We start from the raw sequence: 24,464 nt of genomic DNA, 5'->3' as shown, positions 1-24,464 counted from the left end.
CATACGTATGAACGCCAGTCCCGCTTATACGGATAACGAGAAGGCCGGGTCCGGGCGGTGCACACCCATTGGAGTGTACCCGAGCGACACGCTTATGCCGCATAGATCGGCTAACAAATAGATAATGCTCAGCCACATCTCCGTGCCTTGTAGGCCGGTGTCCTGCTGCCGGGATAACTGGAAGGCGAAGCCGCGCTCCGGAACCCAGAACTTCAGCACTTCGCTGAGCAGCTTCTCCGCCCAGGCACGGATCTCCGCCTGCCGGTAATCACTCTGCTTCTGGCAGAGCCAGAGCGGATGAACCACATCCAGTACGTTGCAGGCATTCAGCACCTCCGCCCGGAAGAACCTGCGGTCTCTGCTGTGGGCCAGCACGGTATCGATGCTGCGCTCCGGGTACGGCAGGGGCAGACCGAACTGGGCGTAAGTCGCGCGGGTAAGCCGGTAAAAGCCGTTCACCGGCTGCAGCCAGCCCTCCTCCGCGGTAGGCAGACCCCACAGCCCGGAGTCCCGGCGGCAATGCGTCGCCAGCCAGCCGAACAGATCATCCGGGCGCTTGCCGGAGCCGAAGGACTTCAGATTGTGATACAGGCCGGTAGCATAGCAATCGATCCAGTCACCAGCGCCCCAGGCATTGTCCGCCCATGGCAGACTATTCAGCTGCTGGTACAGTGTCACGGTATCCATATTCTCGGCCACGGCAACGGGGTAGGGCAAAGCAGATCCTAACACCTCCAGCGCGTAGCCTGCTGCAAGAAGATGATACCGGGAGAGATGATCGGATAATAACGCGGGCTGGTCCTCCTCTCCAGGCGGAGACCAGGGATCGGGCAGCAGTCCTGTGCTGCTGTCCTGAAATCCCTGCAGCTTGGCGATAAGCTCCTCCCGGGTCCAGCCGGGCGGCAGACTGCCGAACATCGCAGCGATCTCCACAGCGTCGCAGTACGCCCGTACGGTCCGCCCCGCTCCCGGCCGGTCCCGGAACAGCTTCTCTCCCTCTATCGTTTCCGAGTAGAACTCCAGCAGGGAAGTTAGCTGCTCCTGCACCTGCTTGCTGAAGTCCGCCAACTGCTCATCTATACCTTCGCCCAAACTTCCCGCCTCCCTGTCCATGCTATTCTTAATGCTCATTACTGAATCCTCCTCAGCTGTCCTTGGCTCAGCCGTTGCAGCTGTCTCCCCTGCCAGCCGGCTGCGGATCAGTCTGGCCGGATTGCCGCCGACAATGCTGTACGCGGGCACATCCCGGGTCACGATGGCACCCGCCGCAACAATGCTGTGCGACCCGATCCGCACTCCGTCAAGAATCACGGCATTCGCCCCGATCCACACATCATCTCCTATGACAATGCCCTTGACTGTCAAAGGCTGGCGGAAGACCGGAACATCCGTCACAGCATAGCCGTGATTGAAGCCGTATAGACTTGCATGGGAAGCGATCCGCACGCCATTACCCATGGTAATATCGCCTGACAATATGCTATAGCTGTTCATAGAGCAGTCGCTGCCCGTGACCAGCCGTGTGCTGCGGATAATCGCACCTCCGGCAATGTAGCTCCGGTCGCCGAGCACCAGCTGATCCGGCAGCACGATGGCTTGTGGCGAGACGAAGCAGGCTTCTCCGAAGGTGCAGGGATAATCCGCAGCAAGCTGCTGCTGGTGGCGGTCCTGCTGAAGCCGTTCTTGTTCGGACAGGCCAATCCAGGGCATGTAATCCAGGGCTTGTGCCGGGGTGGACAGGGTTTCAGTCATCTGGTATCTCTCCTTCATCATTTCAGCCGTAATGTCCTAAGTGTAGCAATGAATGCAGGGGAGTGGCATGGTATAATGAACAGAATTGGCATGTCAAAAACGCTTCATATCCCAGCCCGGATTGAACTCATTCCGGTAAATGGCATGCCGAGAAACGGAGGAGCTGTACATGGAGGAGATTCCGCAGAATCTGGTGATGGATATCCACTGGATTCATGATAAGACCACCTTCCCGCACTGGAAGGATATCCGTCAGAATAGACATATACACAGTCTGTACTGGATTCAGGAGGGGGAGGGAGTGTTCTGGACAGACACAGAGGAGCATACGGTGTCGCCGGACATGCTGTTCTATTTGCGGCCGGGCCTGTCCATGGAGATGAGCAGCGGAGGCGGGGAGCCGCTGCGGATCACCATGATCCTGCTCTCGCTGTATACATTGTCTCCGTCTGCGGACAATCAGGGCAGGGTGGAGCCGCTTCATGCGCTGCCCTTGCCGTTCCGCCTGAAGCCCGGAAGGGAGCCGGGCAGACAGTTGGGTCAACTCTTCCGCCGGATTGCTGACGGCTGGGTTCCCGGAAGTCCCGGAAGCCAGCTACAGACTCAGGCGCTGCTCTATCAGCTTTTGCATGAATTGCTCCAGGTCCGGGCCATTGACCATCCAGACCGTGGACAGGGCTATGAACTGTTTGTACGGATGATGGAGGAGCTTGAGCGGCGCTACAGTGAACCCTTGCAGATCCATGAGCTAGCGGTGCGCTACGGGATATCGCCCTCGTATGTGCGCAGTCTTTTTCAGCAATATCTGCACAAGAGTCCCAAAGGGTATTTAAGTGAAATCCGCTATGAGCATGCGAAGAAGCAGCTGCTGTACACCAGGCTAACACTGAAGGAGATTGCGGCCGCCTGCGGGTACAGCGATGAGTTTCATTTCAGCAAAGCCTTCAAGCAGCTCAGCGGACAGCCGCCGTCTGCCATGAGGTTCCGCGAATCCCGCAACGGCTAGGCACGACAGAGGTATGGGATAGAGCGGGTTACGCATAATAAAAGGATGGACCGGATCAGAGTAGTCAACACTGGGCGGCGGCCTTTACAATGATCAGTTAACGGCAGCGAAAAACGGGTAATTTATTATTATGTGTCTCATTGGCACTTTTGTCTGGCTGATCTTGCTTAAATTTGAAATAAATAAGTTGAACAACACCGCTGTTGTGATATAATTATCCGGTTGGCCTGATGCACTGGAAATGGACGGGACCCCAAGCTGTTTTCCATTCGGTTAAGGTTAAAAGCGAAGGAAAACGAAGGATTTCAGTGCAATGAAGTGAATTACAGAGTATTAATGTAGAAAACTGCAGATTTTACACGGAAGATCACAGTTTTTGTCGGATTTTATTGATTTATTAAGAAAGTTTCTGTATAATCAGCGTTGTTGATTTTTCATAGGATGTAGCCTGTTCCAGAGCAGCAAGGCTAATAACTAATAACTTAAGCATAATTAGGGGGTTATTATTTTGGGAAAAGCGTTAATTATTGGCGCTGGCGGTGTAGCGAGCGTTGTTGTTCATAAATGCTGCCAGAACCCGGATGTATTCGAAGAGATCTGCATTGCCAGCCGTACGGTGTCGAAGTGCGATGCGCTCAAGGAGAAGCTGGACGGGGGCCTGACTAAGATTTCTACGGCCAAGCTGGATGCTGACAACACGGAAGAAGTCATTGAGCTGATCAAGAGCTTCCAGCCGGATGTCGTGATTAATGTGGCTCTTCCTTACCAGGATCTGACGATCATGGATGCCTGCCTGGCTACCGGAGTGCACTATGTGGATACAGCGAACTATGAACCGCAGGATACGGCGAAGTTCGAATATTCCTGGCAATGGGCTTACAAGGAAAGATTCGAGAAGGCCGGAATTACAGCGCTGCTCGGCAGCGGCTTTGACCCTGGCGTAACCGGTGTGTTCACGGCTTATGCGCAGAAGCATTATTTTGACGAGATTCATACGATTGATATTGTAGATGCGAACGCGGGCGACCATGGTTATCCCTTCGCCACCAACTTCAATCCTGAGATTAATATCCGCGAGATTACTGCGAACGGACGTTACTTCGAGAATGGCGAGTGGATTGAGACAGCGCCGCTGTCTGAGAAGAAAGTATACGATCTCCCGGAGATCGGCCCGAAGGATATTTACCTTTTGTACCATGAAGAGTTAGAATCCCTGGCAGTTAACATTCCTGGCGTGAAGAAGATCCGCTTCTGGATGACCTTCTCGCAGAACTATCTGACTCACCTGAAGGTGCTTGAGAATGTCGGCATGACTTCTATTGAGCCAATTAATTACGAAGGTAAAGAGATTATTCCTTTGCAGTTCCTGAAGGCCATTCTGCCTGACCCGGCTTCCCTGGGACCAAGAACCAAAGGTAAAACCAATATCGGCTGTATCATTCAGGGCACCAAAGACGGCCAGCCCAAAACCTATTATGTCTACAATGTCTGCGATCACGAAGAGTGCTACAGAGAGGTTGGCTCCCAGGCCATTTCCTACACTACCGGCGTTCCTGCCATGATCGGGGCAATGATGATTATCAAAGGCATCTGGAACAAGCCGGGTGTACACAATATCGAAGAGTTCGACCCGGATCCATTCATGGATGCTCTGAACAAACACGGCCTGCCTTGGCAAGAAGATTTCTCGCCGACGCTGCTGGATTAAGGCGCATGACCATGAAGAACAAGGACATCGATATTGATATCAGCAATCTTCCGTCCCCTGCGTATCTGGTGGATGAACGGCTGCTGACGAAGAACCTGGAGACCCTGAATTATGTGCAGGAGAAGAGCGGAGCCAAGATTCTGCTTGCGCAAAAAGGCTTCTCCATGCACGCCATGTACCCGCTGGTCGGCAAATATCTGCATGGCGTAACCTCCAGCTCCCTGTTCGAAGCCCGGCTGGGCTTCGAGGAGATGGGCAAAGAGGTGCATGTCTATGCACCAGCTTATGTAGACCGCGAGTTCGATGAGCTGCTTCGCTACAGCGATCATATGGTGTTCAACTCGTTCGACCAGTGGAGCCGGTTCAAGCAGCGCGTGCAGAACGCGCCGAAGCAGATCAGCTGCGGGATTCGTGTCAATCCGGAGTATTCCGAGATTGAAGTGCCGCTCTATGATCCTTGCTACAACTTCTCCCGTATGGGCGTAACCCTGCCGAACTTCCGGCCGGACGAGCTGGACGGCATTGACGGCCTGCATTTCCATACGATGTGCGAACAGAACTCGGATACGCTGGAGCGTACGCTTAAGGTCGTAGAGGAGAAGTTCGGCCAATATCTGCACGGCATGAAATGGCTGAACTTCGGCGGCGGGCATCATATCACCCGTCCTGACTATGATCTGGATACCTTGATTAAGTGCATTCTGCATATGAAGCAGACATACAATGTGGAGATCTACCTGGAGCCGGGCGAAGCGATTGCCCTGAACACTGGTTATCTGGTTGCAACGGTCCTCGACACTATGCATAACGGCATGGATATCGCGATTCTCGATACTTCGGCCGAATGCCATATGCCGGATGTGCTGGCCATGCCTTACCGTCCGGGCATTATCGGTGCCGGAGAGCCCGGCGAATTCGCCTACACCTACCGGCTTGGCGGCATGACCTGCCTGGCAGGGGATGTGATCGGGGATTACTCCTTCCCGGAGCCGCTCAAGTACGGCGATAAGCTGATCTTCACCGACATGGCGCATTATTCCATGGTGAAGAACCACATGTTCAACGGCGTTAACCTCCCGGCCATTGCTTCTTATAATGAAGCAGAAGGCCTTAAGGTGATCCGCGAGTTCGAATACAGTGACTTCAGCGGCCGGTTGTCTTAACGAATAGCTGCGAATGAATATATAGATGCATAATAGAAGCGCCCCTTCAGCTTTGGCTGTTGGGGCGCTTTTTGGGTGCGCGGATAGGCAGGGGGAGCTTGCTTGATTGGCAGCCTGCGATATTGCCAATTTGCTATTTTTCTGATGAATCTCCGCTATATCCCCGCTAATCAGTAATTAGTCCTGCTCACCGCTCACCGTTACTTTCCCGGTGCCGCGCTGCTTTCCCTGCCGCTGGAAATGCTGCAATAAATGCAACAATGCCGCCGCTGATCCACCGGTCTGCGCGAAATCCTGCACAAAATTCAACAATATGCTGATCTCATCCGCTAATCCACCGGAAATGCTGCAAAAACTACAACAATGCCTAGATTAGTCCCCTAACCAGCCAATAATCCTGCATTTAGTGCAACAATGGAGGTCGAAGAGAACGCTATATCATGTGAGATAGCCCGTTTTGCTCTTTTATGGGAGGAAGACCTTCTTACTTCATACTAATCGCAATTCTGCTCTCCTGCGGCAGCCAGTCAACCTTCGCCCCAAGCTGTTCGCTGATGAAGCGCAGCGGCAGGTAGACGGTGCCATTCACTACAAACGGCGGCGTTGCCAGAGTGACGCTTTTATTATTTACGGTGGTGGCTCCGTTCACGGTCTTGATGACGATGGTTAGCGGAGTTTTGTCGGCAGCGGTACCGGTAATCGTTACTACTTTGTCCATGGAATAACCGATAGTAGCTCCCATCTTGGTGAACAGCGAACGCAGCGGAATGAAGTTCTGTCCGCCCCGGGTAATGACACCATTGGTGAAGGCGATGGATTCGCTATTCAGGGTAACAGAGATCGGCTTCTGCATTGGGACCGGCTGCTTATAGCTGAATTCATAAGTACCGTACCCGAGCTCAGCATTCTTGTTCACGCCCCAGCCCCAGAGAGTGCCGTCATTCTTCTGCATAATGACATGTCTTCCGCCGCCTTTTATCGACTGGATATCGGAAGCAAGCAAGGTGAACTTTGCATTCGGCGACATAAGCTCTGCTGCAATCGAAGCTGCATAGACCTTGCCGTCTGAGGTCAGGGCGACAATAGATTGTTCAACGATGTATGCATCGGTCACCTTGCTGATTCCTGAGAAGACAACCGGAACGGGTTCATCCTGATATGTGGTTCCATCCGAATATCCGGTGACCGTGGAGCCCCAGAACCATAGACGGGATTGCTTGTCAATCGCGAGCCGGCTGCGCCCGTTGTTGTACAGGGCCCGAATATCTTTTAAGCCGGAGAATGGAGTTGCAGTTAACTGGGCCGGGTCACTATAGGTTTCCGGTAAATAACTATCCTGGTCCGGCCAGGTCCAGACGCTGCCATCCTTGCTGAGTGCATAATTCTGTTCGAGCTGGACAATATCCTTCAGATTGGCGACGGGTGTAAAAGTGGCAAGTTCGTCAATGCTGGTCCAGACCGTCCCGTCTGTCTTCAGGAACAGATAGCGCTGCCAGTCGCTATCCTTATTGTTAAGCTTATTGCTCTCGTAATATTGAGAGATAGCTGCAACGTGATCCAGGCCCGGAACAGGCGCAAACGGTGGGGTCGTATTATCGTCAGTTGACGTAACTGAAGTATATACCGTACCCTCTCCGGTGACTGCTAAATGACGCGGGTATCTGCTTTGGAAATTGCTCATTTCCTTCAATTCCGGCACAGGCGTAACTTCGATGGCCATAGTCCGGGCATTGCTAGTCCATTTCCAGACCGAGCCATCCTTGGTGGTTACCAGCGCACCATTCCATAGCGGAAAAGAAGCCTGTACATCACTTAGTCCATGTACCTGTGTAGGTACAGACTTCGTCTCACCCCAGACCCACAGGGAACCGTCATCCTTGATCAGATAATCGGGTCCGTAGGAAGCGATGCCGGAGCCACCGCCACTAGCTGCTGCTGTTGCAGCCTCGGGAGTCCCAACAGTCAGACACGCCGTCAAACCCATCACCATGCTCACTAGCAAATTTCTTTTTTTCATCAAGATATCCTCTACTCTCTTTAGGAAATTACTGAATTAGGTAAATAAAAGAATATATTACCTTGAATATAGACGCTGCTTGTCCCTGAAAAGTTTCTTTGAAAATTAACCGTTCTTGGCGGCGCTCCTGTGGTACAATAATTTAGTCTGTTTTTTTGGAATTGTCCGTACTTGAGGAGGAAAATAGCGTTAATGAAACATGCACCTTTTATAGCCGTGGAAGGCCCGATTGGAGCCGGTAAAACCACCCTCGCCACGATGCTCGCCACCGAACTACAGCTTCCGGTCATCAAAGAAATTGTTGACGAAAATCCGTTTCTGGACAAGTTCTATCAGAATATGGACGATTGGAGCTTCCAGCTGGAGATGTTCTTTCTCTGCAACCGGTTCAAGCAGCTTGAAGACACGACGATCCAGTACATAGATCAAGGGAAGCCGGTCATTTCGGATTATCATATCTATAAGAATCTGATCTTCGGGGAACGTACACTGAAGGGATCGAAACGGGACAAATACCGGGAGATCTATCATATCCTGACCGATGATTTCCCCAAGCCGAACATTATTCTGTATATCCGCGCGGATCTGGATACGCTGCTGGCCCGGATTGCCAAGCGCGCGCGTACGTTCGAAGAGATCATTGCCCCTGCCTACCTCCAGCAGTTAATTGAAGATTACGACGATGCAATGGCATCACTGGCCCTCCGCGAACCGTCCACCGTAATCGTCACGATCGACGGAAACCAGGTGGATTTCGTGGAGAACCCGGAAGACTTCACCGCCATCGCGGAACAAGTAAAGGAGCTTATGAAATGAACAGTTACAATATCCCGAACAATGCCATTATCACTGTGGCCGGAACCGTAGGCGTTGGCAAATCGACGCTGACCGCAGCACTGGCAGAACGCCTGGGCTTCCAGACCTCACTGGAGCAGGTGGATCATAATCCTTATCTGGAGAAGTTCTATCATGACTTCGAACGGTGGAGCTTCCATCTGCAGATCTATTTCCTGGCGGAACGCTTCAAGGAGCAGAAGAAGATGTTCGAGCTGGGCGGCGGGTTCGTGCAGGACCGTTCGATCTATGAGGACACCGGTATTTTCGCCAAAATGCACGCCGACCAAGGCACCATGTCCCCGACGGATTATGCTACTTATACCAGCCTATATGAAGCCATGGTGATGACGCCATACTTCCCGCACCCGGATGTGCTGATCTATATTGAAGGCAGTCTGCCCTCCATCCTGACCCGGATCAATGAGCGCGGGCGCGAGATGGAGATCCAGACGGACGTCTCCTACTGGGAACATATGCACGGCCGGTATTCCCAGTGGATCAACGAATTCAGCGCCTGCCCGGTGCTGCGCCTGAACATTGACGAGTATGATGTGAGGGACCCGGCTTCCATGTCGGAGATTTTGACCCGGGTCAGCGCGGTAATTAACCGGACTGCTGTGGGGAAATAAATAGTTAGAGTGAAAAAGCAGCACCAGGGGTTGATCCTGGAGCTGCTTTTTTGATCCACCTTCCTGCAATGAGGCCAAATCCATCACAGAATGTTAAAATACAATGGTTTCGGGGGTTACACCCTTGGGATATTCTTCCTCCCATACGGTTTTGTCCATATAGGCTTGATACCACATGTCGCCAATCACATCCGGATCATTGATTGCGCCAGTACCCGACTCCTTAATCAACAAGCCTAAAGAACGGTGACCAACAAAAATGCCTTGAGCAGCCAATGAAGTATGAAGATTAGCTACATAATTGCGCAGTCCTGAAAGAGCAATACCGATATTCCCCATCATTGGGACGGGGTACATGGCAGATAATCCTGTGGTAAAGAGTAGGGAACCCTCTTTCTTAGCGAGCATATCAGGGAGAACAGCATTGACAACTTGGATGGCACTGACCACATAGGCCTCAAATGAGTCCCTTACATTCTCTACTGTTAACTCCAATACAGAGGTAGGAGGATAGTTGCCTGCTGTAGGACTGAATTCCAGCACATCAATCTGGCCATACTGTTCTTTAATATTGGTGATCGCCTGTTCAATCTGTTCTTTACTGAAAATATCCGCTATGAAATAAGAGGCTTCAATACCCTCCGCTTTCAATTCATCCACCATTTCTTGCAGCTTTGCGGCGTTTCTTGCGACTAATGCCACTTGGAAGTCATTTTTTCCAAAGCTTTTCGCAATAGACATTCCTAATCCCTTACCTGCACCAATGATCGCTAGTGTTTTCATATCTGATTCTCCTTTTATGAATACGTGAGTGTAATTGACAACTATAATAGTAAAATATACAATTATAATGCTCAATGGTTGATATAATGCGACATGACATTTAAACATCATTTTATATAAATTTGACTATTATTTATGAAGGAGTGGCTTATTATTGAGTAAGGATAAGGTGGATCTGCGTATTCTTAAAACGCGAAAAGCGATTAAGGAAGCCTTCTTGAGACTAATGCAAACCAAAGGCTACGAACGAATTACTGTACAAGACATTGCCGACGAAGCGATGATAAACCGAAACACATTTTATTTACACTATGTAGATAAACCTGAGTTCATGGACAAGTTATTTCAGGAGAGCGTACAGAATTTGAATGCTTGCTTGAGCCTGGAGGTGAGCTCGATCCATGAGATGGACAAGGATATGTTCGGTGCGATGATAAAAACGATTTTCGACAATATTGATGCAAACATGATATTCTTTAAAACCATGCTGACTCAAAACATCCAACCCAACTTCTCCATATATTTAAAAGATGCTTTTAAAACGTTCATCTTCGCCGGAATCGGCGATTATCACCACGATGAAAAAATGAAAATTGGTCTCGAGTACATGATATCGGGATTGGTAGGTGTGATTTGTCTATGGATTGTTGAACGAGAGAATTATAAGATGGATGGCTTTATCGAGCATCTGAGTGAAATTCATTATCACAACATGGTTGACTTGTTGAAGAATACTAGGTAGCAAAACAACACCAATAAACCGCAACTGAGCCGTTCTCAGTGCGGTTTATTTTGCTTTTCAGACATTTTCTCTTAAAAATTCAGGACTTTTTTCGTTTTCCGAGTGTATTAACCCTATTTTGGGGCGTTTGACGCAGATTTTGTCGAGATTTGTTAAGAGTTTGTTTAGAGCTGCCTGATAGAATAAACGCAGATATGAAAAAATAGGTAGTTTATAACTAGTATTTTTTGTCCACGGGAGGGCAGGGCGAAAGGAGAATGCGGAGCCATAGGGAGTGAATCTTAGACTACAGCGAAGCTTGCTGCACGCCGGACAGGAAATGATGAACGAATAAGGGGGAGCACCAATTGTTAATGAGCAGGAGATTGAAGAGATATACCTCGCTAAGCTTGATTCTTAGTATGTTGTTATCGTTAATACCCAGTTCCTTTAGTGGACTGGCAGAGGCTGCGGGTGATGATTTTGAGGTCACGTTTCCAAACGGACAACATGTCGGAAATCTAAGCTACCCTGCGGACAATACGTTTCTTAACTTTTATACCAAGGTGCAAGGCTTTAAGCAGACAGAGGAAGATAAAGATGCCAAGTACGACTGGGCTAAGGGAGATATCTTTGCCGGTGTCGATGATAATGAGGCTACGGTTCGTTTTCAGGTGAAGGTAGCCGATAATCCACTTCTGAAGAATATGGCGGAGAGCGGACATGCCGAGATGCTTACAGGCTTCTCTGTGCTGCGACGTCACTCCGGGGTCTTCTGGACGCGGCGTTCGGAAATTCAAGTGAGTATTGATGGAAGAGACATAATCAGTGAAAAAACCGGCAGCAGTCAGAAATACAATAAGTCAGCTAAGGCTATCATCAAACCTGACTCTATTATTAATATAATGGTGTATGGCCAAGGCGATGACGACGGTGAAGCAGCCGGTGTACGCGGATTCTACCTCAAGTTCCAGGATCTCAAGCGTCCGGTCATCGATAACTATACCTTCACCGGCAATGGTGCAGAGCGGCTCAACGAGAAGATTAATCAGAAAGAGCTGTATGTCAAAAGGGACGAGAACATCACGCTCAGCTACAACTTCAGTGAGCCGGTCAGACCGACTTCGGTAGTGAAGGCAAATTCTGATTACTTCCTGCGGCACAAGCTATTCGTTAATGATCCGGGCACTGGACTTCCGGCAGCCGGACAGCAGCAGTACCTGCAGAATATATCGTTCAATGAGAATAATCTGGATTCCTATCAGAAAAAAATTGCCTACAGATATACGGGAGTTCCTTTCCACAACAGCGGCAATAATCCGCTGAGACCGTTAATTACCGGAGGAACCACCGGCGGAGCGCAGATGGATCTGTCGCTGGATAATAAATTGAAAGAAGCGGTGCTCAGTGATGCGGCAGGCAATAAAGCGGTTGTCAATCTCAACACCGTACCGAGCAGCGGCAGCAATGCCTGGCTGGACCGGAAAAGCGGGAACCCGTTTGACTTCGACCGGGGCGGCTTCCGCGTCATTGTCGATGCCGTGCGTCCGAAGTATTCCAAGACAGCGAACGGCATTCAGCCGGAGATTCTGACCGGGGTTACGCTCAACAAGGGAGATGTGATTGACTTCACTCTGCAGATGACGGAAGAGGCGATTGCCAAGACCGGCTGGGACGAGAAGAAAACCTTCATCCTCTTCAATAACGGCATGAAAGCCTATTATGTTATAGGCAGGAATACACCGAATTGGAGCTTCCGCATGACTGTGCCTGATGGCAAAACTGTGGAAACCCCGCTTCTCAAGGCTGTAGCTATATCTAATGATGCCAAGGGTGGCAGTGAGCCCATCCAGATGGATACCGATGTTATCCAGGATTACGCAGGGAACCTGATGATTCAGCCTGCGAACTACGATGGAATCCATAAAGAGGAAATTAAACCTTACGGCAGTGATGATTCGCTCGCCAACTCCAAGATTGACTGGGCGAACCTGTTCATCGACAATACGGAGCCGGTGATCGGTTACCGGTTCGAGACTGGCGGCGCTACTGATCAGGAGTATGCCAAAAAAGGCAAGGTTACAATTGACGCCAACGATCCTTCCATTAAAGTACCGCATCTTGATCCTACCGTCCCTGACCGTGGTACGGAACGGCCGAGCCGCGGCATCTACCGCCCTTCCAACATGAGTGCGGAAGCTTCTCCTTCTGTGGGCCTGGTGTACTACTGGTGGAGCCAGGATAAGGCTGATCCGTTCGCCGGTGTAGCCGGAGATCATTATGCAGCACTCAAGCGTTACGCACTCTCCGCCAAGCAGCCGTCGGATGAGCTGTATCCCGGAGAATTCGAGAATATAGAGCTGTCGGTAGTGAATAACAAGACGAACCTGCTTGCTCCTCCGGCGGAAGCCTTCGAGGAAGGGAACAGCGGCGAGTGGTATCTGCATACCTGGACTGCCGATATGTCCTGGGATTCAGCCAGAGAATTGATGCAGCATGAGAAGAAAGATGTATACAAGAAAACCCATCAGGCGCAGTACGATGCTTGGATAGCAGAAGCGCCGGGTGAAGAGGCAGATAAGATCTTCTATGCCGACAATCAGGCTCTGGCCGCCGTTGGACAATACGGCGATAAGAGTGTCTGGCCGCTTGAAGATTTCAAGAAGGACGATTCTAACTGGAAGCATGAAGTTGGCGTTCTTAAGCTGGACAACCAGGGACCTGCCATTACATTGGCAGGCGAGGATACCGCAACGGTACAGGCCCTCGTGAAAGACCCGCATAGCGGAGTCAGCAGTGTACAGTATCAATGGGTTAAAGACGGGGATTCCCCGGACAGCGGGAAGTGGGCAGATACGCCATACACCGGTTCGACCGTAACCCGGTCTACCTATGAGGATATTGATGAGGACGGCTCGTACTGGCTCTATCTGAAGGCACTGGATAAAGCGGGCAATGAGACGATCAAGACACCGCAGGAAAGAGCGGTGGTTGTAAGTTCTGAGGCGGCTATTCCGACAGAGTTCACACCAGAAGCCAATCCTAACTATGTGAAAAGTCATGATGTTACATTCCGGATCAGCGGTGTGCATCCCGATTATGCGGGCTATGCCATCAGCGACAGCTCGCTTCGTCCAAAGGATAGTGATTTCACCGGACTGGAGGTTTCCGAGTCATCCGGCATATCTCCACTGTCTGAGAAAAGCTTGATTCAAGACGGAACGGAACCGGCAGAGCCTGGTGCCCCTACAGAGCCGAGTGCTCCGGCAGAACCGGAAGTTACAGCAAGCATCGGGCCGGTTGCCATTATGATGAAGTTCTTGTCCTCAGTGCCGTCAGCGCCTACGCTGACCCCGCTTGAACCGGAAGAGACTCCGGCACCGGATAACAGTGCTGAGCCGGTAACGACTCCTGCTGCTTCGGCCGAAGCAACTGAACCGGCAGTGACACCTGCGGTTTCGCCAGAAGCATCTGAACCGTCGGCGGCACCGGAAGCCAGCCCCGATGCCAAGCTGGCAGCCAAGGGTCTTGGCGCTTCAGTAAGTGAAGCCACTTACAGCTATGTCATTCCTGCTGATAAATTAAAATTGAACGGCACGCAATACATTCATCTTATGGTGAAGCACAGCGACAAAACGTACTACTACTCGAAGGCTTATTATTTTGACAATGAAGCACCGGTAGTATATTTCAGCCCTGATAGTGTTGCTTACCCGCTGCCGCTGCAGAAGACGAAGATCAGCGTGTCGGAATTCTACAGCAAAACAGGACTGGTCAGCAAGTATCAATGGGTCAGACAAGATGCAGGTGCAAAAGTACCTACAGAGTCTTCTACCAAATGGGAAGATGTTCCGGCAGGCGGCTCAGTATCCATCGACGACAAATCGCTGGATGCAGGAGAAATCTCTGAGTTCCGCTTATATGTACTCGCGGTTGATGGAGCTGGCAACAGCACGATCAAGGCAAGTGCAGGAACCTTCAAGGTCTCGGCAACGACCAAGCCGGATGCGCCGGTGTCGGATGCCAAGTCTTCTCTGATCTATCTGTCCGGTGATGCAGCGGACGGCTACACAGCCATTATGAAGCTGAGTCTCGAAACGGAAGACAAGACCGGTTACGAATATTCAGTCTCACCGGATAACGGGGTGAGCTGGCTGAACTGGAAGCCTTATACGAACTTCGTAGCCGTGAAGGTTCCGACGAGTAAGGCTGAGGAGCTTCAGGTGTGGGTCAAGTACAGAACGCCGGGCGGTCTGATCAGCAAGCCGGCCCAGCTTGAAATCAAGCTTCCTCTTACTACCGTACAGCCGGTCTATGCGCTTGCTTCACTCAGCGTGAACAGCCCGGTTAATGCCAAGGTTGGTGCGGATATTGAGATTACGCTCCCGCCGGGTATCCGTGTAACGCCTTCGAAGATTAACCCTTCGGTGCCTGTGCGGACCGGCAATTCATTCAAGATCTACGAGAATGGTTACTACAGCTTCGATCTGACTGATCTCAGTGATCCGGACCGGACAGATACTCTATATCTGGTCGTGAAGAATATTGACGGTACTGCTCCTGAAGGAACCGTTGAATATTCATACATGGAGAGTACGAACGGTAATGTGGTTGCCCTTCTTCAGAGCACCTCTGAGCCGGTGACGGTTGTGAACAATGGCGGCAAGACAGCCTACACCTTCACGGAGAACGGCAAGTTCGAATTCGAAATTAAGGATGCTGCCGGAAATGTCAATAAGGTTGAAGCAACGGTTGCGAACATTAACAAGGAAGTGCCTAGGGTGAAAGTTGTCCGTTCCTACCAATATGGCGAGAATGGAAGCCAGACCTTCGGCACCCTGAAGGATAATAGCGGCAATGTGCTGTTCTCCACAGGTGTAACACTTAACGTAGAGAAGGCAGATGCATCGGCTAAGGCATTCAATGTCATCAGTCCCGACAAGAGCATTACACTCATGGAGAATGGAACGGCTTCATTTACTGTGGTGGATGTGTACGGCAATACGACAGTTATCAAAGAGAAAGTAACCAATATTCTCTCTGCGCCGCCGGTACCGGACAAAGTGGCCTATACCTTTGTAGATGCCGAAGGCAAAGCGGTTCCGGCCGATCAGATTGTTACCATCGGCGGACAGAAATATGCCAAGGGCAAAGTGAAGGTCACGCTTAGTGGCACAGTAGCTGCCCCTAACCAAATGTTCTCAGGCGTAAGACCTATTTCAGATGGAGCCGCGTATACGAACCAGATCAGTAAAGCGGATGGAACGTACAGCTACTCGCGTGCTTTTGAGAGCAGCGGATCAGCGGTTATTGCGATCTCGGATCTGCTGGGCAATGTGAACAAGGTTCCGGTGACCATAGCCGGACTTGATAACATAGCGCCTGAGCTGACACTGAACAAGGAAACCGTAGGAATTGTTCAGAACAAGAAAGACTTTAGCTTCCGTACGGATCTCGGCGGGTTCACCGTATCTGATAATGTATCGGCTGAGGCTAACGTGAAAGTATCGGTCAGCGGGCTGGATCTGAGCAAGCTTGGACGCCAGCGCGTAGCGTACACTGCAGTTGATCAGGTAGGCAATAAGTCGGTGGTCTATCAGGATGTGGTGGTCGTGAAGGACGGCGGATTGCTGGTCTTCGGTAACGATACCTTAATCTCGGCTTCATCCGGCGAATCCGCATTGTTCAATACCAACACCATTACCTTCAAGGTATCCGGCTTCAACCTGATGAAGGTAGGCGGAGTAGACAAGGTCAATCAGGCAGGAACGTTCGATATTCTGTATTACCCTGGTCTGTACCGCGAAGGACAGCTGAAGCTGGTGAAGCAGAAGCTGACCTATGCTGAGCTGGTGAGCAGCAATTTCAAGGTCACCTTCCCGAAAACAGGCTGGTACACCATTGTGGTGAGAACCCAGGAGCGGGACCGCGAATTTGCTACTTTCTTTGTCGGCAATCTGAAATAGTTGAAACAAGAACAGGGGGAATACTTGGTGAAGTTGTTGAAACGCACAGTAGCGGTAATGCTCACCTTAATCATGGTATTTCTGTCCACCTCCGAGAGCTTCCATGCTCTCGTCGAGGCGGCCAGCAGTACCAAGACAACCATGATCCAGAATGACTTTATTAAGGTCACCGTGGATAACGAGACGGGCCGCTACGGCATTCGCACTGTAGAGGGTCAACCGATCCGCAAGAAAGATAATAATGTTAACCTGCTGTTCCAGGGTGATGACCCGGAGACGTCGTTCACGACGTTCCGGATCGATGGAACGGATTATATTTACGGCAATAAATACAAGTTCGACAGCAGCCATTATTCTGAGACTACTGCACCTAAAGTGGTAGGAAATTCAAATGGCACCAAGCAGCTGGAGATGATCTGGAAGATTAAGGGCGTAGAGATCAAGCAGATTCTGATGCTCTACACCGACAGCAAGGATGCTGTGAATTCCGGTAACGTCAACATCCGCTATGAAGTGAACAACAAGAGCGGGGCGCAGGTGCAGATCGGCAGCCGGATTCTGCTGGATACGATGGTCGGCGGTAACGACGGGCCGCAGTTCCAGATTGGCACAGCCTACAAGTCACCGCTGCAGGTAGAGCGGAAGCTGGTGCATAATCCGGAGGACGATAAGGGGATTCCCTTCGAAGATAGAGCTTACTTCAAGATTCCTGCTTATTGGGTGATGCGCGACAAGCTGGATCTGACGAATCCTCAGGCAACCAATGTGGTGGCCTACGGTTTCAATAACTTTGCCGAACAGAATATTAATATTGTGGATGAAATGATCGTCGGGCACTGGAACGGCCTGGCGAATACGAAGTGGGATTATAAAATTAATCCGAATCTGGACTTCACCAGAGATACCAATGATTTCGGTACGGCGGATTCCGCCGTTGCCTTCTACTGGAATCCGGAGAAGCTGGCACCGGGAGGCTTCCAGAGCTTCGAGACCGTATATGGCCTGGGTGAACTGACAGCCCCGGATAAAGTGTTCTCGATCCGTTATGTAGATCAGGTTCAGCAGCTGGCGACAGCTTCGCTGGGAACGGGGGAGACCGTTCCGTCGAAGTATGTGGATAATGGTGTCTTCACGATTACAGCCGAAGTAGAAAACTTGCAGGCCTACAATATGGAGCACTCCAAGATTGAAGTGGAGATGACGCTGGAGAGTGGTCTCAGCTTCGTCAGGCAGGATGAGTTGGGCCAGGATGTTAAGGATGCCAATGGCAATCCGGTCCTGGAGAATTCCCGCAGCAAAATGCTGGAGTTCAAAAAGTCAGCCACACCCGACGAAGCAGCCATGGGCATTGAGCCGAAGTACAAGCCGGGTGACGCAATTACCGCGACCTTCCGCGTTCAGGCCAAAGGCAGACCTTGGCCGGTTACCCGGGAGTATATGATTTCCGCGAGAAGCCCGGAAACACAAGGCAAAATCGAAGGCGTCAAGGATGAGGGCATCAAAGCCCAGTATGAATCGACCCGTACCAACTTCATTCTCCTGCCCCCGGTAGGAGAAGCAACAGCTACGTATTCCTATGCACTCGCTCCGGCAGAGCTGTATAGCACAGATGTGAAATATCTGACGGTCAATCTGTCGAATATTGAAGCTTACAATACGGGCAATGCAACGACCGCTCCGAACTTTGACCTGTACCTCAAGAATAAAGCAGACGGTAACCGGTATAAAGTCAATGTCCAGGATGCAGTGGTGATGCAGCCGACGGATGACGGATTCTCCGGCGCCATGCGGATTACGTACCGCGGTGGTGACCAGGTGGATTCAGGCGGCAATGTGCTGGAAGCCGGGCTTGGACCGGAATTGCCGCTTGGTGAATATCAGGTGGAGATTGATTACAAAGGCGACGCCGGAGGGGACGAGGAAGTAGCGGCTCTATATGATATGACGACTCCGCAATCCTTCCTGGTCACCGATAATAACGACACACGAATCCGTGAGGCCGGAGTGATGGCAGTCTATAAGGAAGCTGTAGATATCAGCGGCCTTGCGAACGGTGCTTCGGTAAAGGATGAGCTGGTGGATCAGCTGAACTCTCTGTTCCCGGGCAAGCCTTTCAAGGATGGTTCGTTCCTGTACAAGGCTGTTACCGAATATAAGAAAACCAAAGCCTTATTCGGCGCAGCGAGCAAAGCGGTTGATCCGAAGTTCGATATCAGCGAATTCATGGATGATGAAGCGCTGAAAGAGACTCCAATGTATGCTTACAAGCTGTTTGCAACGGAAGAGGACTTTGAGGAATTCAAGGAAGAAGCGGAAGCCAAGGACCCGGAATTCGACCGTGAGATTCTGGTTACCGTCCGCGGCATGATCAAGCAGGTGGGTACAGGTGATGAAGAGCAGGTCATCGTGGATACCAAGACAGAACCGGCCATTATTAATGATGCTGTAGCTTATAAAGGTAAGGACCTGTCTTTTGTACGCGGCAAGCTGGATATCTTCGGCAACACCCTGCCTGGCGATCTGCCCTTCCTGGATACCCTGTTTGTCAAGGGTGAAGGAACGCTGAGCGTAGCGAGCAGCGGATTCGTCTTCCATAAGGGCGAATGGACGCTCGATTTCTTCAACGGCTTCAACAAGTCGCTTGGAGAAGAGGACTTCGATCCGACGAAGGAAAAAGAGGAAGAGGATAAGGACAAGGATGACGATAAGAAGGACGAGAAAGGCAATGACGGCAATCCGGAAGACGACAGTCAGAACGGCAGCCTGAAATGGGCCATCGGCGGTGTGGGTGACAGATTGAATCCGCTGCGCCAGATTATGATTGAGGATGTGTACTTCAACAAGCAGTCTTTGTTCGGGGCACCAAGCTTCTCGATCGACGGCTTTGGCTTCTCCTTCAATGACTTCATTCTTAGAGAGAATGGGATTTCCTTCGGAGGCTCGCTGTCCCTGAAGATCATTAACTCCGAGATCAAGAATGTCATCTTCAACAGTGCCGGCTTCTATGGCGTCGATGCCTCACTGGGCTTCGATCTCAATCAGGAGATGGGCTTGTTCGGACCGGATAAGAAGAAAGATGCGAATAAGAAAAAAGGTCCGGATGCTCCTAGCGGCAAGGTTACGATCAAGCACGCTGTACAAGGCGGAGGCGTAGGCAATGAATACGGCCTGGAGTTCGCCGCACAGCTGAAGAATATGATGGGTGTGGAGATTGAATTCTCACTCAAAAAAGTAAAAGACGGCCGGATTCTTCCGGATGTGATTGCCTTCGGGGCAGAGCTTCCGCAGCCGGGTATCCTGGTGACGGGTGCAACGTACCTGACAGCAATACGGGGAGCTGTACGTGAACTGGCGGATACGATTGCCGGCGGCACGGCAGAAGACCCGTTCCCGTTGACGATTCAAGCAGGCGTAGGCATGCGGTTCGGGATTGCTCCGGCGTATTTCTTCGGCGATGTGGACCTGACGGTGAAGCGTACCGGCCTTAAGGTGGAAGGTAGGCTGGATTTCGCCGCCAAAGCCGATGCGGAGAAAGATGACCGGCTTCCAATGCTGACCAAAGCGCTGCTCGAAGCGCAGTGGGTAACCCCATGGTTCGTGCGCGTGGAAGCAGAGATGGATATCGGCGGATGGGATATCATCATCGGGAAGGCTGGTATCTTCGTCGGACAGAATCTGGAGAAGAACCGCACGGATTTTGAAGGTTATATCAGCTCCAAGGTGCAGATTCCGAACGATGTACCGGTTGTCGGCGGCATGCCGCTGTCCAGTATGTTCCTTGGGGTCAACAATGACAAGGTCTGGGGTAGCATCGGCATTCTGCTCATCTCCTTAGGCATTACCTACTACTGGAGTGGAGGCATTGAATTCGGTACTTCTACAGATCAGCTGCCGGAAGGTATGATCCATCTGGTGGTGGATGATCCTGAGCTTGGACCGCGTCTGATGGTGATTGGGGCAGGCGTGCAGACGCTGGCCACATCCAAGGTGGCTTCCGAGGAAGAGAATCAGGAGATTATCTACCGTGAGGTAGAAGAAGGCGTTAAATATGTCGAGAACGGCTCGATCAATGTCGGCGTAGGCGGCATTACGGTCAAGAACGGCGGCAGAATCCATGAGATTCCGATGGACGGCGTAGCCGGCAATGCCATCATTGAGATGGAGTACAGCAGCAAGGAAATGCCGGAATTCAAGCTGCAGGATGCATCAGGCAAATTGTATCCGGTGAAATTCGATAACACGAACACTGATCCTATGGCAAATGCTTTTACACAATATATTCCTGCAAGCTATAAAACAGATAATGGGTCCAAACTCAGCAGTGAAGTGGACATTCGCAGAGCATATATCATTATTCCTGAGAATGAAGCCACAAAAGGCGGCACTTGGAAGCTGACAGCCGTCTCGGCTGTTGACACCAAGCTGCTCAACGTTCCTACCCTGCCTACTCTGGGTGAAGTCAACCTGGCGAAGGACAGCTCGAATGCGAATAAGTTCACAGCCTCCTGGAAAGTCGCCAACGCAGCCGAAGGCGATACAGTGAACCTGTATCTGGCAGAGGATGCGGTGACAAACCGCAAGGAAATGCTGAATGGTCAAGAGATTCTGCAGACGGGTGATCCTGGTATGCTGATCGCCAAGGATGTACCGGTCGCAGCAGGCGGCTCGGTCAGCGGCGGAATCACGAGCGGCAGCAAAGTGATCGATGTCACCAATGTAACCTTGATGGGGAACCCGGAAGATATCCGCGGGCTGCTCAGGCAGGGCAACTATTACCTGCGGGCCGAGCTGAAATCCAGCTCGAACTTCGGGACGAAGACATCGCCGCAGCGCTTTGAGATCATTGATCCGCTGGCACCACAGAGTGTCAGTGATGTCATTGTTGAGCCTGCCGGCAACGGATTGTTCTCACTCTCCTTCAAGCCGGGAGCGAAGAAACCGGGACACAGCGGCTACGAGCACAGCTATGTGGTCGATGCGAAGCTGGATGATGGAAGCAAACTGGGTGAATATGCTCCGTTTGGAGAGCTTTTGTATACCGAACAGGAGCTTAAGCCTTACTGGAATGCCTCCACAGGCAAATACGAAGGTCTGTTGATTGGCGGCTGGAAGGCTGTATCTACAACAGATGAAGTCTATAAGGGCAGCCTTGAAGGCTCAGTGATTGATCTGAGCAAGGTGAAATATGTCGGCCTGGAAGTGAAGAAGAATTACGTCATCGGCGTCACTTCCGCAACGGTTCCAACCGAGGATGCCGACAAGCATCAGAACTATCATTATGCCGAGCGGCGGGACAGCAGCAGCACCTTGCTGCCAACTCCGAATCTGCCGGATCTGAAGGTATTGAGTTCATCGGGGACAGTAGATGCCTCCTCCGGGAACTACGTGAACCTGTTAACGAATGAAACGAAGCAGAAGCTGACGCTCTCTTCCAAACAGTCCAATGTGACGGTGGAAGCATTCTATGCTGACAAATCTATCGCTACATTGGCCTTGACGGACAAGGCTGGCGGCGGAAGCGAAGGCATACTGAATCTCGACCAGTTCCAGACGGACGGGCCGTATGCAATTGAACTCAGGGCCAGAAATACGGTGACCAAGGATATCTCAGTGACTATGCTGTATCTGACTGTAGATACAATCGCACCGGTCCTGTATCTGACGGAGCCGGTAACGGGCGAACGTACTGCACAGGGTGCCGTTCGTGTAGCCGGAACGACAACTACAGGAACGAAGCTGAGTGCAGTTTATACCGTGAGCCAGTTGCAGTCTGACGGCAAATACAAAGACAAGGTCATCTCCAAGGAGCTTACGGTAGATCCGAAGACGGGAGATTTCAATGGAATGGTGGAAGTGAATTCTGAGGAGCCTTCAGTGGCGCTAAGCATTGTCGCAACTGACGGTGCTACTAATCAGAACACAGCCATTGTGGATATTACGAATGCCGGATTCAAAGTACCGGTTGCCCTGGTTCTCAAGGGGGCGGAGACGCTGACGCCGGGTGCGGCAGGCCAAATCCAGGCTTATCTCAAGGTTTCGGATGGCAAGGACGGGAACGGCAAGCCGAAATTCAAGGAAGAGCCGATTGCTGGTAAAGATCTGCAGAATCTGACTTATGAAGTCACTGTAGGTGATGCAGTGTCATTGCTCGCAGATGGCAGTGTTACGGCACTTGCCACCGGCTCCAGTCTGATTGAAGCAGAGTACAAGGTGTCCGAAGGTGTAACGCTTAAGGGCATGCTTGCAGCAACCGTAGCTGTTCCAGATACGAAAGAATTGGGTACTGTGCAAGCTGTATCTTCTCCAATTGGCGGAGACAGCAACCGTACGAAGATTACAGTGACTTCCGCCGGAGATATGACTGGACAGCAGATCGCTTACAAGGTCTTCTCGTCGGGTCCGGCAGAACTGAAAAGGGATGACAATGTAAGCTCATGGAGTCTGCTTCCGCTCGATGGTATCGTGTCCGCTCATCCGGGCGCCACTGTTGTGCTGGCCAAGCGTACCTCCTTGGACAAGCTGGTTAGGGCTTCCGGCAGTGTAGCTGCATCGGTCTGGACCAGCAGCGGTTCAGGCGGAGGCGGCGGTGGTGGCGGAGGCGGTGGTGCCGTACCGGGAGTTGTTGAAGAACAAGCACCGGAACAGGCAGCCCGGATTACCGTCAACGGCCAGGCCGTGACAGCGGAGTGGGATGGACTTACAGCTATCGTCCGGATTACGGATAAAGAAGCTGTAGCAGGCAGTGACCTCACAGTAAGCTCCGCCGATCCGAATGCCAAAGCATTCAGTATCCGTGTAGACCAGAGTGTGGTTCAGCAGCAGCTGAGCGCGAAGAAGAAGATTGTGATTGAAGTTCCAATGGGACAACTGGTGATTGCTCCTGAGAATCTTGCAGGTGTAACTGCCGGACTTACTATCGGTATTGGTGCCAACAGTGCTGCCGATCAGCAGGCTATGAAGGCTATCGCCGATCAGCAAGGCTTCACCCTGATGGGGGCTGGCCAAGGTGTAACGGTGAACGTTAACCTGCCGAAGGGCAGCTGGACGCCGGCGCTTGCAGCCAAGATTGCCATTCCTGCGCCGCTTGCGGCCAAGGAAATTACAGCCATGGTGCTTAAGGATAAAGACGGCAACTGGACAACGGTACCGTGGAAGCTGGACAGCAGCGGCACGGCAGTGAATGTACAGCTGACAGGCGAAGGCAGCCTCTTCTTCATCCGCAACCTGAAGACCTTCAAGGATATGCCTTCAGGCTGGGGCAAGGAAGGCATCGCAGCGGCATCTGCCAAGCTGTTCGTGCTAGGGAAATCTGCGGAACTGTTCGATCCGTCAGGTAAAGTGACCCGGGCAGAATATCCAACCATTCTGTTGCGTGTTGCAGGTCTGATGAACAAGCAGGCAGCTTCGGCAGGCTTCAGTGATGTCAGCGCCAGCAGCTGGTATAACCGCAGCGTCTCCATTGCTGCAGAGCTGGGTATTATCACTGGTCTTGAAGGCGGCAAGTATGCGCCTAAGGATACGCTGACAAGAGTTGAAGCGATGACGATGCTCGGAAGATTGCTGAATCAGGTGAATCCGGGCAGTGAACTCAGCGAGGCCGAAGTCACTTCGATCCTCAGCGGTTTCACTGACAAGGGCAAGGTTCCGGCATGGGCAAGACAAGCAGTGGCAATGAGCATTAAGAACGGCATTATTCTCGGAGAAGGCAACAAGGTGAACCCGTCCACTCCGCTTACGCGTGAGCAGGCGGCAGCCATTGCCATCCGTCTGGATCAGTTCATTACAGCCAAGCAATAACTAGGATGTGCCCGTTCGCTCGCAAGCGGGCGGGCACACTCTGCTGGGAAATCCCTAATCACAATACTATTCAGGTGGTGTCAAC

11 protein-coding genes and 1 pseudogene are annotated in these 24,464 nt (G+C 51.5%); 8 read left to right on the top strand and 4 right to left on the bottom strand.

What is annotated here, in order from left to right; genetic code table 11:
* Positions 1 to 1,188 precede the first annotated feature (1,188 nt).
* Positions 1,189 to 1,347: pseudogene (locus NSS64_RS32780) on the bottom strand (DapH/DapD/GlmU-related protein); the annotation flags it as partial.
* Between the two features lie 574 nt (positions 1,348 to 1,921).
* Here NSS64_RS32780 and NSS64_RS17990 point away from each other — a divergent pair.
* The 3 genes from NSS64_RS17990 to nspC all read left to right on the top strand — a co-directional run bounded on the left by NSS64_RS17990 (position 1,922) and on the right by nspC (position 5,629).
* Entirely contained in the window at positions 1,922 to 2,758 is an 837-nt protein-coding gene (locus NSS64_RS17990; protein ID WP_341141015.1) for an AraC family transcriptional regulator, read from the top strand.
* A 508-nt stretch (positions 2,759 to 3,266) separates the two neighbouring features.
* Positions 3,267 to 4,466: a saccharopine dehydrogenase family protein gene (locus tag NSS64_RS17985; RefSeq protein ID WP_036702452.1), complete on the top strand. Its 1,200-nt coding sequence runs from the start codon at positions 3,267 to 3,269 to the stop codon at positions 4,464 to 4,466.
* Between the two features lie 26 nt (positions 4,467 to 4,492).
* Positions 4,493 to 5,629 carry a carboxynorspermidine decarboxylase gene (gene nspC, locus NSS64_RS17980; protein WP_341142838.1) on the top strand — a complete coding sequence of 379 codons (1,137 nt, stop codon included), beginning with the start codon at positions 4,493 to 4,495 and terminating at the stop codon, positions 5,627 to 5,629.
* Between the two features lie 177 nt (positions 5,630 to 5,806).
* Here the strand turns inward: nspC and NSS64_RS17975 are convergent, their stop codons facing one another.
* Both NSS64_RS17975 and NSS64_RS17970 read right to left on the bottom strand, forming a co-directional pair.
* The gene (locus NSS64_RS17975; protein WP_341141014.1) at positions 5,807 to 5,941 is read right to left on the bottom strand and encodes a hypothetical protein; all 135 of its coding nucleotides are present in this window, start codon (positions 5,939 to 5,941) and stop codon (positions 5,807 to 5,809) included.
* 172 nt (positions 5,942 to 6,113) lie between these two features.
* On the bottom strand, positions 6,114 to 7,646 hold the full coding sequence (locus tag NSS64_RS17970; protein ID WP_341141013.1) for a stalk domain-containing protein: 1,533 nt from the start codon (positions 7,644 to 7,646) through the stop codon (positions 6,114 to 6,116).
* A gap of 192 nt (positions 7,647 to 7,838) precedes the next feature.
* Between NSS64_RS17970 and NSS64_RS17965 the strand changes: the two genes are divergently transcribed.
* Positions 7,839 to 8,462 (top strand): deoxynucleoside kinase, encoded by a 624-nt coding sequence (locus NSS64_RS17965; RefSeq protein WP_340942078.1) that lies wholly within the window; start codon positions 7,839 to 7,841, stop codon positions 8,460 to 8,462.
* Entirely contained in the window at positions 8,459 to 9,112 is a 654-nt protein-coding gene (locus NSS64_RS17960; protein WP_341141012.1) for a deoxynucleoside kinase, read from the top strand. Before NSS64_RS17965 ends, NSS64_RS17960 begins: the two co-directional genes overlap by 4 nt.
* A 93-nt stretch (positions 9,113 to 9,205) precedes the next feature.
* On the opposite strand, the gene NSS64_RS17955 is transcribed toward NSS64_RS17960, so the two are convergent.
* Positions 9,206 to 9,895 carry an SDR family NAD(P)-dependent oxidoreductase gene (locus tag NSS64_RS17955; RefSeq protein ID WP_340942075.1) on the bottom strand — a complete coding sequence of 230 codons (690 nt, stop codon included), beginning with the start codon at positions 9,893 to 9,895 and terminating at the stop codon, positions 9,206 to 9,208.
* A gap of 154 nt (positions 9,896 to 10,049) precedes the next feature.
* On the opposite strand from NSS64_RS17955, the gene NSS64_RS17950 reads away from it, so the two are divergent.
* From NSS64_RS17950 to NSS64_RS17940, 3 genes are all read left to right on the top strand, one after another.
* The gene (locus NSS64_RS17950; RefSeq protein ID WP_341141011.1) at positions 10,050 to 10,637 is read left to right on the top strand and encodes a TetR/AcrR family transcriptional regulator; all 588 of its coding nucleotides are present in this window, start codon (positions 10,050 to 10,052) and stop codon (positions 10,635 to 10,637) included.
* Positions 10,638 to 10,990: 353 nt separating this feature from the next.
* On the top strand, positions 10,991 to 16,582 hold the full coding sequence (locus NSS64_RS17945; protein ID WP_341141010.1) for a hypothetical protein: 5,592 nt from the start codon (positions 10,991 to 10,993) through the stop codon (positions 16,580 to 16,582).
* 27 nt (positions 16,583 to 16,609) lie between these two features.
* The gene (locus NSS64_RS17940) at positions 16,610 to 24,379 is read left to right on the top strand and encodes an S-layer homology domain-containing protein (protein WP_341141009.1); all 7,770 of its coding nucleotides are present in this window, start codon (positions 16,610 to 16,612) and stop codon (positions 24,377 to 24,379) included.
* Positions 24,380 to 24,464: the final 85 nt, after the last annotated feature.

It is taken from the genome of Paenibacillus sp. FSL H8-0122 (genome assembly GCF_038005345.1).
Taxonomy (GTDB): domain Bacteria; phylum Bacillota; class Bacilli; order Paenibacillales; family Paenibacillaceae; genus Paenibacillus_AQ.
This window is presented reverse-complemented; position numbering and strand designations above follow the sequence as displayed.

What these genes read in the sequence shown, in the direction of transcription:
- NSS64_RS17990 (WP_341141015.1), top strand. Translation starts at nt 1,922, where the DNA reads ATGGAGGAGATTCCGCAGAATCTGGTGATGGATATCCACTGGATTCAT.
- NSS64_RS17970 (WP_341141013.1), bottom strand. Translation starts at nt 7,646, where the DNA reads ATGAAAAAAAGAAATTTGCTAGTGAGCATGGTGATGGGTTTGACGGCG.
- NSS64_RS17965 (WP_340942078.1), top strand. Translation starts at nt 7,839, where the DNA reads ATGAAACATGCACCTTTTATAGCCGTGGAAGGCCCGATTGGAGCCGGT.
- NSS64_RS17960 (WP_341141012.1), top strand. Translation starts at nt 8,459, where the DNA reads ATGAACAGTTACAATATCCCGAACAATGCCATTATCACTGTGGCCGGA.
- NSS64_RS17955 (WP_340942075.1), bottom strand. Translation starts at nt 9,895, where the DNA reads ATGAAAACACTAGCGATCATTGGTGCAGGTAAGGGATTAGGAATGTCT.
- NSS64_RS17945 (WP_341141010.1), top strand. Translation starts at nt 10,991, where the DNA reads ATGAGCAGGAGATTGAAGAGATATACCTCGCTAAGCTTGATTCTTAGT.